This window comes from Microbacterium oxydans, from assembly GCF_000956525.1.
Classification (GTDB): domain Bacteria; phylum Actinomycetota; class Actinomycetes; order Actinomycetales; family Microbacteriaceae; genus Microbacterium; species Microbacterium oxydans_A.
The window spans coordinates 224,584-239,930 of record NZ_JYIW01000024.1 but is presented as its reverse complement, the minus strand read 5'-3'; the positions used below and the strand labels follow the sequence as shown (position 1 = coordinate 239,930).

The 15,347-nt window shown below is 66.8% G+C and carries 13 protein-coding genes; 6 read left to right on the top strand and 7 right to left on the bottom strand.

Annotated elements, in window-relative coordinates; translation table 11 throughout:
- Positions 1-288: 288 nt before the first annotated feature.
- The 3 genes from RS83_RS09635 to RS83_RS09625 all read left to right on the top strand — a co-directional run bounded on the left by RS83_RS09635 (position 289) and on the right by RS83_RS09625 (position 2,964).
- The gene (locus tag RS83_RS09635; RefSeq protein ID WP_197072099.1) at positions 289-1,185 is read left to right on the top strand and encodes a helix-turn-helix domain-containing protein; all 897 of its coding nucleotides are present in this window, start codon (positions 289-291) and stop codon (positions 1,183-1,185) included.
- A 194-nt stretch (positions 1,186-1,379) separates the two neighbouring features.
- Positions 1,380-1,886: a hypothetical protein gene (locus RS83_RS18975; RefSeq protein WP_052679048.1), complete on the top strand. Its 507-nt coding sequence runs from the start codon at positions 1,380-1,382 to the stop codon at positions 1,884-1,886.
- 88 nt (positions 1,887-1,974) lie between these two features.
- Positions 1,975-2,964, top strand: coding sequence for a MauE/DoxX family redox-associated membrane protein (locus tag RS83_RS09625; RefSeq protein ID WP_045279280.1), 990 nt, complete (start codon positions 1,975-1,977; stop codon positions 2,962-2,964).
- A 10-nt stretch (positions 2,965-2,974) separates the two neighbouring features.
- On the opposite strand, the gene RS83_RS09620 is transcribed toward RS83_RS09625, so the two are convergent.
- The gene (locus RS83_RS09620; protein ID WP_045279279.1) at positions 2,975-4,027 is read right to left on the bottom strand and encodes an acyltransferase family protein; all 1,053 of its coding nucleotides are present in this window, start codon (positions 4,025-4,027) and stop codon (positions 2,975-2,977) included.
- Positions 4,028-4,113: 86 nt separating this feature from the next.
- Here RS83_RS09620 and lepB point away from each other — a divergent pair, with 86 nt between their 5' ends.
- Positions 4,114-4,815: a signal peptidase I gene (gene lepB / locus RS83_RS09615; protein ID WP_045279278.1), complete on the top strand. Its 702-nt coding sequence runs from the start codon at positions 4,114-4,116 to the stop codon at positions 4,813-4,815.
- A gap of 3 nt (positions 4,816-4,818) precedes the next feature.
- Here lepB and RS83_RS09610 read toward each other — a convergent pair whose 3' ends face one another.
- Positions 4,819-6,672, bottom strand: a complete 1,854-nt coding sequence (locus RS83_RS09610) for a DUF4012 domain-containing protein (RefSeq protein WP_045279277.1) — start codon at positions 6,670-6,672, stop codon at positions 4,819-4,821.
- Positions 6,673-6,776: 104 nt separating this feature from the next.
- Between RS83_RS09610 and RS83_RS18305 the strand changes: the two genes are divergently transcribed.
- Positions 6,777-7,910: a hypothetical protein gene (locus RS83_RS18305; RefSeq protein WP_156153170.1), complete on the top strand. Its 1,134-nt coding sequence runs from the start codon at positions 6,777-6,779 to the stop codon at positions 7,908-7,910.
- 22 nt (positions 7,911-7,932) lie between these two features.
- On the opposite strand, the gene RS83_RS09600 is transcribed toward RS83_RS18305, so the two are convergent.
- Positions 7,933-9,246, bottom strand: a complete 1,314-nt coding sequence (locus RS83_RS09600) for a UDP-glucose dehydrogenase family protein (protein ID WP_045279276.1) — start codon at positions 9,244-9,246, stop codon at positions 7,933-7,935.
- 243 nt (positions 9,247-9,489) lie between these two features.
- Between RS83_RS09600 and RS83_RS09595 the strand changes: the two genes are divergently transcribed.
- Positions 9,490-10,698 (top strand): O-antigen ligase family protein, encoded by a 1,209-nt coding sequence (locus tag RS83_RS09595; protein ID WP_045279275.1) that lies wholly within the window; start codon positions 9,490-9,492, stop codon positions 10,696-10,698.
- Between the two features lie 9 nt (positions 10,699-10,707).
- On the opposite strand, the gene RS83_RS09590 is transcribed toward RS83_RS09595, so the two are convergent.
- The 4 genes from RS83_RS09590 to wecB form a co-directional block, all read right to left on the bottom strand.
- Positions 10,708-11,913, bottom strand: a complete 1,206-nt coding sequence (locus RS83_RS09590) for a lipopolysaccharide biosynthesis protein (protein WP_045279274.1) — start codon at positions 11,911-11,913, stop codon at positions 10,708-10,710.
- Between the two features lie 31 nt (positions 11,914-11,944).
- Positions 11,945-13,033 carry a hypothetical protein gene (locus tag RS83_RS18300; RefSeq protein WP_052679044.1) on the bottom strand — a complete coding sequence of 363 codons (1,089 nt, stop codon included), beginning with the start codon at positions 13,031-13,033 and terminating at the stop codon, positions 11,945-11,947.
- Complete coding sequence (locus tag RS83_RS09580) at positions 13,030-14,145, bottom strand: glycosyltransferase family 4 protein (RefSeq protein ID WP_082071615.1); 1,116 nt, start codon at positions 14,143-14,145, stop codon at positions 13,030-13,032. The genes RS83_RS18300 and RS83_RS09580 overlap by 4 nt, the downstream gene beginning before the upstream one ends.
- A 69-nt stretch (positions 14,146-14,214) precedes the next feature.
- Complete coding sequence (gene wecB / locus RS83_RS09575) at positions 14,215-15,345, bottom strand: non-hydrolyzing UDP-N-acetylglucosamine 2-epimerase (RefSeq protein ID WP_045279272.1); 1,131 nt, start codon at positions 15,343-15,345, stop codon at positions 14,215-14,217.
- Positions 15,346-15,347 lie beyond the last annotated feature (2 nt).

Below are 15,347 nucleotides of genomic sequence, written 5' to 3'. Positions count from 1 at the left end.
CCAGACCAGTAGCGGATTTCCTTTAGCCGGTCCGATCACTCGATCCCGCGATCGTGGTCGCGCTCCCATCCCAGTGCTCCCGCCGAACACTGATCGAAACCTGTCTCAGATTCTGCACTCTCGAAAACGGCGAATGATGCCAACCGATATACACATGCGCAGGCTCACATTGCGCAACGACGTGACGGTAGCCTTGCGATCAGCGGCAGTCGCACCGCGAGTCGAGGGGGGCCTCGGTATCGGTCGACTGCTTCGATGTGCGCTGGCATTCCCGGGGAGGAGGATCTCGTGAACCATGCAAAAGCTCGAGTGATCGACGACCGTGATCTCTCCGAGCACGGCATCAGCCGTGTCGGCGATCGCGCCGCGCTCCGCTCTCGCGAGCGCGCCTCAGGTGCCGTCCTGATGCTGTCGGTCAGCGGTTTCTCGACGGAGCTCACGATCGACACGACCATGGCCTACCCCGACCACTCGGTGTTCGCGTTCGTCGAGACCGAAGCCATGTGGGCGAAGCTCGACGGCGAGCCCTGGGTGCAGACCGAGGGCGGTCTGGTCATCGCGCCGAACGGCATCACCCGCCGACTGCGTTGGGCCGGAGCGTGGCGCCTCACCGCTGCGCTCGTGCCCAGAACCGCGATCGCGTCGTTCGTGCCGGCCCTGCCGCCGGATGCGACCGTGTACCCGGACCGCCGGCTCCTCGACACCTCGATGCAGCAGTTCATCGGCAATCTGCTCGAGGCCGAGGGCAGAGCATCCGCGATCGAGCAGTACGCGATCGAACAGCTCGTGATGGAGATGAGCGGCGCCCTGCTGCTCGACCGCATCGGTGCGGTCACCGCTCAGGGGTCGCCGCACGAGGTGCTTCGCGACCGCGCCATCGCCGTGATCGCCCAGCAGTGCGGTGATCCCTCGCTGAATCCTGTCCGCGTGGCGCGCGAGGTGCAGTCGTCACTGCGGCAGCTGCAGCTGGTCTTCTCCGAGGCAGGCAACACCGTCGCCGGTGAGATCCGACGCCAGCGGGCCCGCCTCGCGCATTCGTTGCTCGTGGACAGCAGGTACGACGTGCTGAGCATCGAGCAGGTCTCGCAGCGGGCCGGATTCCACTCCCCGATGAGCCTTCGTCGCGCCCTCGACGAGGCGTACCAGACGACGCCGCGCGGGCTCCGCGCCGGCCGTCAGAGCTGACCTCAGCACCGTTCAACGCACGCTGCGCGCAGGATCAGCGCACAGTGCGCGGACTTCATCCATTCGCCTGAAAACCCCTTCGTCGCGCCCATAACTTGGCTCTCGAACGAGGCTCCTGGGGGATGCAGACAACGTGTCGCCTCTTCATGACACTGCGGATTTTCCGCATCTGCATCACGAGGGAGAACATTCGAATGACCGAAGAAGTCAAGAAGAACACGGGCATTTCCCGCCGCGCCGTCGTCAAGGGCGCAGCCTGGTCCGTCCCCGTCATCGCAGCCGCGGTCGCAACGCCGCTCGCCGCTGCATCCGGCGTCGTCGATGTGGGCGCTTTCTCGCTCGCCGGCAGCTGCGGCGTCCTCGGCGTCCTCGGCCCGGGGTTCACGATCACCGCTGGCGCGACCCAGCCGCTGCCGACCGGCACGACCATCACCATCACGGGCAGTGGCGTGGCGAACATCGGCGTCTTCAGCATCACCGGCGGCACGGCGAACGTCAACGTGCTCTCGGCCACCAGCCGCCAGATCACGCTCACGGCGCCGCTCGCAGCCGGCGCGACGCTCGCAGCGCGCACGACGCTGTCGATCTCGGTCGCGTTCACGCTCAACGCAGCGGCCGCACTGCCGACCGGGTACTCCGGCACCGGCGCGAAGACGGCCGGTTCGGTCAGCTCGACGCTGGTCCTCTGCTCGGCCAGCTGATCGCACGACACGCACAGATCCGCCAGAACTGTGGAGCGGCCGGACCCTTCGAGGTCCGGCCGCTCTCGTGGCTCAGAATGAGGACACCATGACCGCGTTCTCCGTTCCGCTCGCGCTGTTCCTCGCGGCGGTCTTCGCTGTGAGCGCGGTCGGCAAGCTGCGATCCTCCGATCGCGGCCGCGCCGGCTTCGATGCGCTGCAGATCAGGGTGGCGAATCCGAACGCGGCCGCAGCTGCGCTGATCATCGTCGAATCCATCGTGGCGATCTCGCTCATCGTCACCACCGGCTGGCTCTTCATCGTCGCGGCAGGCGTCGCATTCGCCCTCACGGTCGCCCTCCTGGCGGTCGTGGTCCGCGCGCACCGCCTCGGCGTGAGCGACGACTGCGGATGCTTCGGTGAGTGGTTGCCGGCGGCGATCGGACCTCGGCTCATCACCCGCAACGTCGTGCTCGTTGTGATCGCGGCCGCGTTGCTCCTTGCAGCCTTCTTCAGCCAGTCGTTGACGGGCGTCCCTCCCGGCGTGCCGCACGCATTCGCAGCCGGTCCAGGATCGGTCAGCATCCTCGGTGCACTCATCGCGCTGCTGCTCATCGCACTCGCGACCTGGTCGACGGCACGCGCATCGGCTGGAGTCTCGATCGACGCGGGGATCACGCACGGCGCCGGTGCCGTGGTCATCCCCTCGACCGCGCAGATCGTCGACGTGCTGGCCCCCAGCGCCCGCGCGAGACTGCTCCTGTTCGTCTCCCCCGGCTGCCACGCGTGCGCGACCATGCTCACGCACCTGCATCAGGTCGAGGCACAGGTCGCGCCGTTCACCGACGTCTACGTGGTGCAGAAGGTCATCCACGGGGGGCTGTCCGTCACGCCCGACCACGCGCTCCCCGAACGGGTGCGGTTCGCGCTCGACGTCGGCGGCTCCCTCGGCGCCGTGCTCGACGTGGGCATCGCACGTCCCGTCGCAGCCCTGATCGGCTCGGACGGCACGCAGGCGGGTCCACTCGCCCTCGGCAGCGACGAGGCGATCCTGCTCATCGACAGCATCGTGGCACTCGCCGAGACACCGTCCGCCTGATTCAGGCCGGTCAGCCCCGCGTGGTGCGCCAGCGCTTGCGCCGTCCGGTGGCGAGCCCCATCAGCCACTCGACCGGCCCGGTGCCGATGAATCGCCACCACAGCCAACCGACCAGGATCATGCCGGGAACGATGATGACCCACCCCAGATACACGTTGTCGACCGGGCGTCCGTTCTCCAGGTTCCACCAGGCGATCACGGCGACATGCAGCAGATAGAGACTGAGCGCGAGCTGCCCACAGGCACGGATCGGCACGAACACCGCATCCCAGAACCGACGGATGCCGTCGCGCCGTGTCGTCACGGCGAGGACGACCACGACGTAGACGGCGAAGACCAGGCCGATGTCGTGCAGGGTGTCGAGGTAGTCGCCGGAAACGGAGGCACTCGGTGCCAGACGCTCCCCGACCCACGACGCCGCGTAGGCGGCGACGGCGAGCCCCGCGAGGCCCCAGAGGAGGCGGTCACGACGGAAACCGTGCCGAAGCAGCACGGCCCCGACGAGGAAGAAGGGAACGAGGTTGATGAGACGGTACGACGGGCCGGTCAATATCCAGGCCCCGACCTCGCGCACCTCGGGAGGCTGCGTCATCAGCCAGACCGAGGAGCGGGCTGCGGCGACGACCGGTTGGCTGACGATCAGGAAGACGGCCGCGATGATCAGCACCGTCCGCGTGCGGAGCAGCAGCAATGGAACGCCCACGATGAGCAGGACCCCGAGGTACGCCAGGATCACCGCCACCCAGGAGCCCCACGTCGCCATCCATACGCCGAACACGATGAGAATGACAGCGCGAACGGCCTGCTGCAACAGCGTGGTTCCGATGCTCGTGCTCCGGTTCCAGACGATCTGCGCCGAGATGCCCATGACGAGGGCGAACAGGGGCGAGGCCACAGCGTTCAGTTGCGTCGTCGGGAACTGCACCACCCAGGGAACGTTCGGCAGGAAGGGCGCGGCGTGGGCCACCAGCATCGCGATGATCGCGATGCCTCGAAGCACATCCGGTACAGGCAGACGCTGAGTCGTGGAGCTGCGAGCGCGCGTCGCTGTGGTCGTCGTCACGTGCGGTTCTCCTCCGTGGTCGCCCCAGCGCCTGAAGGTAGTCTGGCAGTTCACGAGGGATTCACACCGCATCTGGAGCCGAGTCGATGAGCGAAGCCACGCCCCGCCCGACCTGGCGTCGAGTCACCGGGAGCATCTGGTTCCAGCTCGTGCTCGCGTTCACCGTCGTCGGGCTGCTCCTGACCTTCGTCGCGAAGCCCTACGTGGTGCCCAGCGAGTCGATGCAGGGCACGCTCGAGCCGGGCGACCGGGTGCTCGTGAATCGGCTCGCCTATGTCGGCTCAGAACCCGCGACGGGCGACATCGTCGTGTTCGACGCCGACGAGTCCTGGGGCGAGCACACCGCCGGTGACGGCAACTGGCTGAAGAGCGCGGCCCGCTGGGTCGGCGAGGTCACCGGGTTCGGCCCCTCCGGCGCCCACACGCTCGTGAAACGTGTGATCGCCGGTCCTGGGCAGACCGTGGAATGCTGCAGCGCCGAGGGCGAAGTCATGATCCACGGCGAGCCGCTGGACGAGCCGTACATCTTCAACGACCCCGCATTCGTACCCGGCGAGCTCGACTGCTCGACCACACCGATGTCCGACCGCTGCTTCGCCGCTGTGACCGTCCCCGAGGACTCCTACCTCGTGCTGGGCGACAACCGCGGCAACTCGTCGGATTCGGCGATCGGCTGCCGGAGGCTCGAGACGGGAGACGACGGATGCTGGCGCTGGATGAAGCGCGACGACGTCGTCGGCAAGGTCGGACTCATCCTCTGGCCTCTCGGGCGCTGGGCCGTGCCGTAGCGGTCAGCCGCAGCCTGGAGTCTCGACGGTCACCGGCGTCTCCCGCACCATCGGAGTGGTCCAGACGTCGTAGGCGCCGTAGTCTGCGCCGACGCTGCCCTCAGCACCCTTCATCGTGACGTTGATCGTGGCTGCCGACTGCGGAGGCGTGTAGAGGCTGAGCCGGATCACTGATCGACCGAGGTGCGTACCCTGCGAGACCAGGGTCGCGGGTGCGCCGTCGACCGACCATGACTCGATCGTCGCGCCGACCGGTGTGTACACGACGACGTCGGTGGCGAGGTCACCCGGCTTGTAGAAGGGCCCCGTGATGAAATATGGCAGCCCGGAGGCCTGCTCAGGCGTGATGTTGTTCGCGAACGTGATCGTCTGCTGGAACGTCGGCGCACCGGTTGCCGTGCACTGGTCGCTCGACGAGACGACGTTCGCGTCGGCGTAATAGTCAGTCTTGGCACCGGTGGTGTCGTTGAAGTAGACGCCGGCGATCGTCTGCGGATCGTTGCTCGATGGAAGGGTTCCGGCGAGTTTGGTACCGGACAGCATGGATTCGATCTGCTCGTTCGACGACCAGATCTTCATCCGCCCCTCATCGGAAGCCTGACGCAGTCCATCGAGGAGAGCCATCGGGTTGCTGACGCCCTTCGTGAGGGTCGTGAAGATCTGCGCGGCGGCCGCGGCGAAGAACATGTCCTGCGCCGACCCGTCAGCTCGCACGCCGGGCGTGTGCTCGCCGTACTTGAAATACACCTCGTTCAGAAGAAGCGGCACCGCATTCTCGCTGGTCAGGGTCTCCCCGGTCGCAAGGGGGATCGGCCCCGTCGCGTTCAGCAGATAGCTGAGGGCGACCGGATCGGTCGAGATGACGTCATCGAACGGCGGAAGCCCTTCATCGGCCCACCAGGCGCGGATGATGTCGACGGAGGTGGGGAAGTCCGGCGTCGCGGTCAGGTTGGGGATCCAGCGGCCGATGATGTCAGAGTAGATGTTCTCCGTCTCGGCGTCGAGCGGGGAGATGCTCTCAGCCCGCGCGTTGGCGAACTGCACGCTCGTCGCCTGCGTGGTGAGTTCGATGCGCCCATCTGTCGCCGTGACCAGCGCGAGGGCCGCCGGATTACCTCCGGATGCTCGCAGTTCCGAGTTGCCCTGGAACATCAGGAGATAGGTCCGAGTTCCCCCTTCGCCGAGCGCCGCAGGGAGCACGTCGAGAATCGGCGCGAGCGTCCCGAGCGTCTCATCGACGCCGCTCACGGCATCATCGAGCGTGCCGAGCGCATTGTCGACCTGCGGGATGAGCGCACCTCGGTCGGTCCCGTCGATGCGCTCGTCGATGGCAGCGAACGTCGCGGCGCCGTCCGAGACGATCCCCTCGAGCCGGTGGACGGCGGCGAGATCCACTGCGCCGTCGACGGGGCGGAACGCCGCGAGGTCGAGGTTCGGCAAGGAGTCCACCGCGAAATCCGCGACCTCGTCGATGCTCTCGGCGGCGACGCGAATCGCCGCGAGGTTCGGCCCCAGGAAAGGGATCCACTCCGCGAGACGCCAATCCGCACCGCTCGTCTGGCCCACAGCCTTCTCGGACAGCTTCTTGAGCGAAGCGGCGTCTGCCGCTGCACCAGCCGCATCACCGGAGACGACCTTCGACGGCAGACCACTGGCGACCGGGACGGCCGGCGTCAGCGAGTCGCGGACGGTGAGTGCCTTCGACACGGCGATGCCGCCGATGACGAGCACGGCGGCCAGCAACGCGATCACGACGCTGACAACGATCCAGATGATGCTGCGACGACGGGATCGTCGCCGATCACGTCGGTCTGCGTCATCGCGCAGGCTGGCTCTGGTCTGGTTCGAAGTCGACATCAGAGCTATTCAACCGCAGTTCCCTGATCATCGCGTCCTCGCGGCCTCTGTCCGACACGCCTCGTCCTCGGAGCGGGATGCGAGGGTCTGACAGAATGACGCATGTGTCTTCTTGGGTTGCGATCTGCTTCGGTGCGCTTGACGTCCGATCGCACGAGCTCGCAGCCGGCACCTTCGAGATCATCGTCACGCCGACCACTCCAGGCGACCCGCTCATGTTGCACGACGAGGGCGCCCGCCTCTGGCGGAGGCTCGTCGACGCTCCGCTCGCAGATGCCGATCTGACGGCCGATGAGCGTGACATCGTCACGGATATGGAACAGATGGGCATCGCCTCGCGCGACGTCGACCACCACGCTCGCATCCGTCATCTCGCGGCTCCGTGGCTCGCGGCTCCGTTGCATGAGCTCGTCTATGCCCTGCTTGCGCGAGTCGCAGACGACGTGGGCGCACGAATCCTGTTCATCAAGGGACCGACGCTCCACGCGCAGGGCCTTCGTGACCGCGTGCATTCCGGGGATGTCGACTGCTGGGTCGAACCCGGCGCCGAGACGCGGTTCGCGCGAGCGATGGAAGACTGGGGCTGGACGCCGGCGTTCTCCGCATTCACCGGCACACGCGTGCTGCATTCCTTGACGCTCCGCGCGAGCGAATGGGGGTGCGCGGTCGACGTGCATTCGTGGTTCCCCGGAATCACGATGGCGCCTGCCGCTGCATTCGAAAGGGCGTTCGCAGCGACGGAGCCGCGAGAGTTCGCCGGCCTGAAGGTACGAACCCCGACGACTGATCTGCACGCGGTGATCAGCGCGTTGAACGAGGTCAGGCCCCTGCGCGGCGAACTGCCCGCACAGGTGAAGATCGAGGCAGCAGCGAAGATACTCAGCACAGCCGGCGAGCCGGCGATCGAGACCGCCGAGCGCTTCGGCGCCGAATACGCGCTCGCGGGCGCGCTCCCCCTGGCATTTCCTGATCGGAAGCTCGATTACTCGAACGCTCAGGTGCCCCTCGATTGGCGTTGGAGGCTGCAGCGCTCTCCCCTCCGGGTCTACTGGGCCGCCCTCAGCATCGTGCCGCTCAGACGACGCCCCCGAGTCATCTTCAGGATTCTGTGGCCGACGGCGGAAAGTCTCCGATCGGGGCCCGTGTCCGAGCGCGGGCGCGGTGCCGGTCTTCGAGCGCTCCGGCTGCAACGGATACGGATCGGTCTCCGCCAGATCCGCTCGAGAGCCATCCGATGACAGCGCGCAGAGGCGACGACCGCTACGGACGTCCCATCCCTCGGTAGGTCCAGCCGCTTGCACGCCAGCGCTGAGGGTCCAGTGCATTCCGGCCGTCGATGATGTGCGGCCGAGCGACGAGCGAAGCCACGTCGCTCGGATCGAGATCGCGGTACTCCTGCCACTCTGTGACCAGGACGACGAGCTCCGCTCCGCGCAACGCCTCTCGCGATGACGAGACATAGGAGAGTTGCGGATGGCGGCGGCGGGCGTTCTCGATGCCCTCGGGATCGGTCGCGACGACGTCGGCCCCCAATCCCTTCAGCGCCACGGCGACGTCGAGCGCGGGAGAGTCACGGACGTCGTCGGAGTTCGGCTTGAAGGAGACACCGAGGATCACGATCCGACGCTCATTGACAGAACCTCCGAGAGCCTCGACGGCAAGATCGACGACGCGCTGGCGCTGGCGGAGGTTGATCGCGTCCACCTCGTTCAGGAAAGCGAGCGAGCTTCCCTTCCCCAGCTCCTCCGCGCGCGCCGCGAACGCCCTGATGTCCTTCGGAAGACACCCACCGCCGAATCCGACTCCCGCGTTGAGGAATCGTCGGCCGATCCGCGCATCCTGACCGATGGCATCGGCGAGTGCCGTGATGTCGGCGCCAGCCACGTCGGCGATCTCGCTGATGGCGTTGATGAAGCTGATCTTCGTCGCGAGGAAGGCGTTGGCTGAGACCTTCACGAGCTCCGACGTGGCGTAGTCGGTGATGATGCGCGGTGTCCCCGCAGTGATCGCGGTTCGATAGACCGCATCCAGGCGCTCCGCGTCGTCACGACCCTGATCCCCCGAAACGACGCCGTAGACGAGACGGTCAGGCTCGAGCGTGTCCTTGATCGCAAAGCCCTCACGAAGGAACTCGGGATTCCATGCGAGCGACACGGACCCGCCGTGCTCCGGCAGCCTCGTTGCGAGGCGCTGCGCGGTCCCCACCGGCACGGTGCTCTTCCCGACGATCAAGGAGCCGGGCTTCGCGACGCCGAGGATCGTCTCGAACGCGGCATCCACATACGTCAGGTCTGCGGCATGCGAACCCTGTTTTTGAGGAGTGCCCACCGCAAGGAAGTGCACGTCAGCATCGGCGACCTCCGCCGGCGAAGTGGTGAACCGCAGCCGCCCGGAAGCCAGCCCGCGGTCGAGCAGCTGGTCCAGCTCCGGTTCGAAGAAAGGCGCCGTACCAGCGGCGAGGAGCGCGATCCGCTCGGCATCGACATCGACACCGACGACGTCGTGGCCGAGTTCCGCCATCGACACAGCATGCACAGCTCCGAGGTACCCGCACCCGACAACCGAGATCTTCATGAACGTGTCCTCTTCATCTGGGCCTCTGACAGGGGCGAGTCTGAGCGACCCGTGAACGTCACTCCAAGCGCCCGGAGGCCGTCGCCCCTCCCGCATCCGCACACCGCCTGAAAGCCTATCGGTCGGCTGCGCCGGCGGCTGGCGTGTGCCCTCTGTCTGCGCGGGATGAGCAGTCGCGTCGCGATCCGTCGGCAGCAGGCGGATCGAATGCGGATCCGTGGAGCCGACGGCTAAGCTCGACGCGTGAAGTTCTCCCCGATCGTTCAGCTGTCTGCGTTCGGGCGTATCTCGCGATCCATCTTGATCGTGGCGCTTCTGCTCGGAAGCCTGTTCCCGGCGATCCCGGGATTTCCGGTCGCCTTGGTCGCCGCTGTGCTCACGGCGGGTGTGGTCATCTACGAATTCCTTCGCTGGCTCCCACGGTTCCATCCTGTCGTCTTGGTGCTGCTGCTCTTCGGCGCCGTCGCGATGACGGCCCTGTCGATCGCGCCTTCCTCCGAGTACGGGGAGGACAAGCTGCAGAAATGGCTCACGATCACGCTCATCAGTGCGCTCGCGGCCTCACTCCTTCGCGATCGTCGTTCTTTCCAGACATTCGGCGCGGTGTGGATCGTCGCCGCGTCCGGTCTCGCCGTCGTGACCCTTCTCGGCTTCGATGGTGGCCGAGCAGACGCGTTCGGGGCCAACCCGATCTGGCTTGCTCGCGCGCTGGCGACGGGCATCCTGATCGCGATCTGGCTGTGGTGGAAGAAGTACGCGTCGGCCTGGATGATGTTCGGCGTCATCGCGCTCCTCGCCGCCGGTCTCGTCGCGTCCGGCTCCCGTGGCCCCGTGCTCGGCGTGATCGCAGGCGTCGTGGTGCTCGCTCTCTTCGCCGGGAGCGGTCGGGTATGGCGAATCGCATTGATCCTGGTGGGCGGCGTGGGCGCGGTCTGGGCTGTCCAGGTGCTCCCGTTCTTCGCCGGCAGCCGGTTCGAGACACTCCTCTCAGGTGGAACCGCTGATGATGCTGTCAGGACGTACTACTGGGGTCTTTCGCGCGAGATCATCGCGAACAACCCGGAGGGGGTCGGATTCGGGAACTGGAACGCTGCCGCCGGCTACCCGCGGCACCTCTGGCCGCACAACCTGTTCCTCGAGATCTTCGCCGAGATGGGCACGCTGGTCGGAGCCATCACGGTGTTCGTGGTGCTGATCGTCGTCATCCGTCTCCTCATCCGCGCGCCGAAGGATCCGATCGCACTGCTGGTCTTCGCCCTGCTCGCCGCCGAGCTGGTCAGTGTGAATCTCTCCGGCGACTTGAACGCGCGTACGTTCTGGTTCCTCCTCACGGCAGGGTTCCTCGTGACGACGACATTCGTCATCGACAGCCCGATGAAGATCAAGCGGTCACTGCGCAAGAAGCAGCAGAGGCTGGAGAGCGTCCGCGAGCCTGCCCTGACCTCGAAGTGAGCGAGTCGCTCAGGACTCTCGGATGAGCCGCCACACCGCGATCAGGGTGAACGCGTATCCGAAGGCGGTCCCGATCGCGAACCCGAGCACGCTGAGCAGCACATCACCGGTCACGAGCTGAGCGATGAACGCGCCGGCCAGTGAGATCGCCAGCCGGACGACCTGCACGACGAGCAACAGGCGTTCGCGTCCGAGCATCACGAACACCGACATCACCGGCGACAACAGGAGTTGCAGGCCGATCGGGAGCGCGAGCAGCGCGATCACCGGCCCGACATCTCCCCATCCGGGACCGAACACGAACGGCGCCAGCAACGGGCCGAGAACCGCGAGCCCGACCGTCGCCAGAAGAGCGATCGGCAGGGTGCCGCGGATCTGGTGGAGGATCTCGCGCCGCGCCTCGCCCTCGCCTGAACGCAGCACCGCTGCGATCTTCGCCTGCGAGTACTGCGACAGGCCCTGGCTGAGGAAGGCGACGGGAGCGCTGGCGCTGCGTTGAGCCACGCCGACCGCACCGGCAGCAGCTGCTCCGAACCCGGCAGTCACGTACACCGTGAGACCCTGCAGGGATGCAGACGACACCAGCCCGGAGAGCACGGAGTAGATCGCTCGACTCCCCGTCCACGGCACGTCCTCCGCCTGGTCGGCTGCAGAAGCGATGTCGAGTTCCGTGCGGCGTCGAGTCAGGAGGATCGCCGCCGCGCGACCGATCAGGATCGAGAGCGCGAGGAGGAAGATGTTCGGAACCGTCAGGGCGACGAGAATCTGCAGTCCCGCCGTGAGCAGCCCCGCCAGCAGGTTGCGCACCGCCAGTCGATGCATCGCTCCCTGCCTGACCAGCAACGCGTTGTCGACGACCGTCCAGGCATACGCCACCATGACGAGGCCGGACATGAGCGCGATCTGCCCAGCGTCGTGCTCCCCGACCAGAGCGAGGATCGCGAAGAGCGCGACGGCGAGCACCCCGCAGATCACCTGCGACCAGGTCGAGAACCGGACAAGCCGTCGAAGCTCACCGTCTCCGCGCACTGCGGGGAGGAGGAACTCCAGCCGCAGTGAAGCGACCGGCTGGAGGATCACCCCGATCGCGAAGGCCGCCTGATAGAGGCCCATGGGCGCGGGATCGAGAATCCGGGTCAGCAGCGGCAGCGTGGCGACAGTCGCGAGCTGCCCTGCGGCCTGCCCACCGACCACCAGCCATCGCTCACGACTCATCTCGCCTCACCGTCACCCTGTCTCCGCTGCATCAGCGCAGTTCCGCCGCCGCAAGCTCCTCGCGGACGGCATCGACGCGCGCTCGGGCGTCGATGATGCGCGCGGTGGACTCCACCGAAAGTTCAACGATGCGGGCCTCGTCGAGTGCGTCGATCAGGTCGACCACCGGGGAACCCCCTGGTCCGACGTGATCCGCCCCGATGACCTCGAAGTGGTTCGTCACTTTCACGGTCGTCGCTTCGCACCAACCGAGCGGGATCGCGCCCTCGGTCGCCGCGATGACCAAGCCATGGAGCCGATCAGACAGTGCGAGAACGGATTGCGAGTACGCCTCCCGGACGCGCTGCTCCTGGGCCCAGTGATCGCCGTCTCCCCAGCCGACGAGCTCCGCACCCAACCGATCGGCGACCCGCCGCATCAGTGCGTCGTCGTCCTGCACCTGCACCACGCACACGATCTCACGGTCGAGCCGGTGCGCGAGGCGATCGACCGCGTCGAGCCACTCCTCGGACGGTTCCGTGCGATCGCCGCGCAGCGAGAGGGCGATCTTGTGACGGGACGTCGGTTCCGCGACGTCGAGCGCAGGCGCGGACTGGCCGCCCGGGCCGATACCGAAGCCCCAGTCCGGCATCGTCCGGCCCCGTCCCATCAGCGACGTCGACGTGACATCGCGCCATCGCAGATCTCCCGCGGCCCTGGCCAGCGCGTCGAACGGCCACATGAAGTACTTCCGTCGGTTCTTCACGCCGGCACCGGCCCAGACGATACGTGAGCCCTTCGCGCGGGCCAGGATGAGAGCCGGCGCCAGCGCCAGCAGTCCGAAGAAGTACGCCTTCGTGACGCCGAACTCGCCGGCGTTGAAGACGAAGGTCGGCCGACCCCGCATCGCCGCGATCGTGAACTCCCATGCCCAGTTCCGGAACGTCGGCGAACTCTCCTCGGCGGCGATCCGCAGCCCCGCAGCGTAGCCGGAAGCCGGGGCACCGGACCAGACCCTGATCGGCCCGACGCTGCGATACAGATCAGCGAGAGGCCGACGCAGCATCGAATCGCCGACGTTGCGCACGTGCCCCGTCAACCACAGGAATGTCGGCGTCTGACTGCTCGTTCCTGCGCTCATGTCCGCTCCGCCGTCGCACGCTTGATGGCCGCCGCGACTCCCGCGGGGTCCCATGTCTCCAGGGCCGTCGTCCTCGCCTGCCGATACAGATCGATCTCGAGGTCACCGACGACGGAGAACCATCGGCCGACCGCGGCGACGATGCCGTCCTCGTCACCGGGCGGGAACCGCACAGCGTTCACCATCGGAGTGAGCGCTTCGACTTCCGAACCGTTCATCGGATTGTCCGGGACCAGTACCGGTGTCCCGGCTCGGAGTGCATCGATGGCGAGCAGACCCATGTGGAACGGTGAGCAGACGAACGTCGCGGCCCGGAAATACTCGTTCAGTTCATCGGTGTCGTAGACCCACCCGTGGAATCGGACCCAGTCATGGTCGAACTCGTCGCGGAGATCCGTGCGTGCGTCGCCGTCGCCGATGAGGTCGATGACGAGTCCCGGATACTGCGCCTTCAGCTTCGCGGCCGCGCGCAGCAGCACGTCGAGCTGCTTGTCCTGGTTGAGTCGCCCCACGAAGAGCAACCGCAGCTGGCCCTCGCGTTCCGCGCTCGCGGCGGCTGCTTTCGCACGAGCGAGCTGGTCGGCGTGGTCCTGTGCATCCAGAACATCACGGTTGGAGTGGGTCGCGTTGTTGATGACCGTGACCCGCCGCGGAGACAGACCCAGCTGCGTCGCGGCAACGGCCTCGTTCTCTCCGTACACGAGCAGCCCAGTGGCCAATCGGTTCATCGTCTCCTGCACTCGGCGCTTCAACGAGCGATCACCGAAGCGCCCGCACTGGCCCCAGAGGAACGTCCGGCGCCCACGCAGACGACGCGCGACGAGGATCGCCCAGGTGCTCAGCGACAACGTCGCGGGCCCCAGAACCACTGTCCGGTATCTGCGCGAACTCGCCCGACGAACGACGCCACGGTCCCAGCTCACCGGTCCGAGACGGAAGCTCCGCACGATCTCGAGTCCGTCGATGTCTTCGGCCCCGAGCGCCTTGATGTTCGCGCGCGAGCTGCTGCCCGCCGCGAGATCGAACGTCGGCTCGGGCTGCGAGCGGAGTCCGTCGAGGATCCCCTTGCGGTAGTGGGGGAACGCGAAGTAATACACAAGCGCTTCAGACATGCGCCGACTCAGCCTCCTGTGAGGTCGATGTGGTTGATGGGCCGGCCGGCAACAGTCGCCACTCGACCATCACTCGCCGCTCGAAAGCAGGCCCAGCCGCCGGCGATGTGAAGGCACGGTTCCGTGCACGAAGTTCACGACGCGCTGCGAGGTGTCATCGATCTGATAATCCGCCGGCGTGTACGGAGGACGCTTCTGCGCCAGCACGACACGGACGGCCGCGAGCACACGCGCCGGCTCGATGCCGGCCGTGATGATCGCCCCGGTGTCGACGGATTCAGGGCGCTCGATGAAGTCGCGCAGTGTGACTGCGGGGAATCCGAGCAGGCTCGACTCCTCACTGATCGTGCCGCTGTCCGAGAGCACGAGCTTCGACTGCAGCTGCAGCTTGCAGTAGTCGTGGAATCCGAATGGAGCGTGGAAGCGGATGTTCTCGCTCTCCGCGATGCCGAGGCTCTCCAGACGCTTGCGAGTGCGCGGATGCGTGGAGACCAGCACCGGAAGGGCGTACTCCTCGCTCAGCGCCTGCAGCGCGTCCACTGCCGACCGCAGCCGCGCCGGGTTGTCGACGTTCTCCTCGCGGTGCAGGCTGACGAGGAAGTACTCCCCCGGCCTGAGTCCGGCGCGCTCGACGGCGTCGCTGGCCTCGATCTGCTCGCGGTTCTGCTCCAGCACCTCTCGCATCGGCGAGCCGGTGAGCAGGATCTTCGACGGGTGCAGCCCTTCGGCGAGCAGGTTGCGACGCGCGTGCTCGGTGTACACGAGGTTGTAGTCGGCCACGTGGTCGACCAGCCGACGGTTGGTCTCTTCCGGCACGTTCTCATCGAAGGAGCGGTTGCCGGCTTCCATGTGGAAGACGGGGATCTTCATGCGCTTCGCGATGACCGCGGAGATGCAGCTGTTGGTGTCACCCAGCACGAGGAACGCGTCGGGCTGCTCGGCGCGCAGCACCTCTTCGGTCTTCGTGAGGATCGACCCCAGCGCAGCGCCGAGCGATGAGACATCGGCGTTGAGGAAGTGGTCGGGACGGCGGAGCCCGAGGTCCTCGAAGAACACCTCGTTGAGTTCGTAGTCGTAGTTCTGCCCCGTGTGCACCAGCACCTGTTCGGTGTGCTCGTCGAGGAGCTTGATCGTCGCGGACAGGCGGATGATCTCCGGCCTGGTTCCGACGACCGTCATCACCTTGAGTTTGTCGGCCATGG

Excerpts from the sequence above, each read along its gene's own strand:
- RS83_RS18975 (WP_052679048.1), top strand. The coding sequence starts at position 1,380 with ATGACCGAAGAAGTCAAGAAGAACACGGGCATTTCCCGCCGCGCCGTC.
- RS83_RS09625 (WP_045279280.1), top strand. The coding sequence starts at position 1,975 with ATGACCGCGTTCTCCGTTCCGCTCGCGCTGTTCCTCGCGGCGGTCTTC.
- lepB (WP_045279278.1), top strand. The coding sequence starts at position 4,114 with ATGAGCGAAGCCACGCCCCGCCCGACCTGGCGTCGAGTCACCGGGAGC.
- RS83_RS09610 (WP_045279277.1), bottom strand. The coding sequence starts at position 6,672 with ATGTCGACTTCGAACCAGACCAGAGCCAGCCTGCGCGATGACGCAGAC.
- RS83_RS09600 (WP_045279276.1), bottom strand. The coding sequence starts at position 9,246 with ATGAAGATCTCGGTTGTCGGGTGCGGGTACCTCGGAGCTGTGCATGCT.
- RS83_RS09590 (WP_045279274.1), bottom strand. The coding sequence starts at position 11,913 with ATGAGTCGTGAGCGATGGCTGGTGGTCGGTGGGCAGGCCGCAGGGCAG.
- RS83_RS18300 (WP_052679044.1), bottom strand. The coding sequence starts at position 13,033 with ATGAGCGCAGGAACGAGCAGTCAGACGCCGACATTCCTGTGGTTGACG.
- RS83_RS09580 (WP_082071615.1), bottom strand. The coding sequence starts at position 14,145 with ATGTCTGAAGCGCTTGTGTATTACTTCGCGTTCCCCCACTACCGCAAG.
- wecB (WP_045279272.1), bottom strand. The coding sequence starts at position 15,345 with ATGGCCGACAAACTCAAGGTGATGACGGTCGTCGGAACCAGGCCGGAG.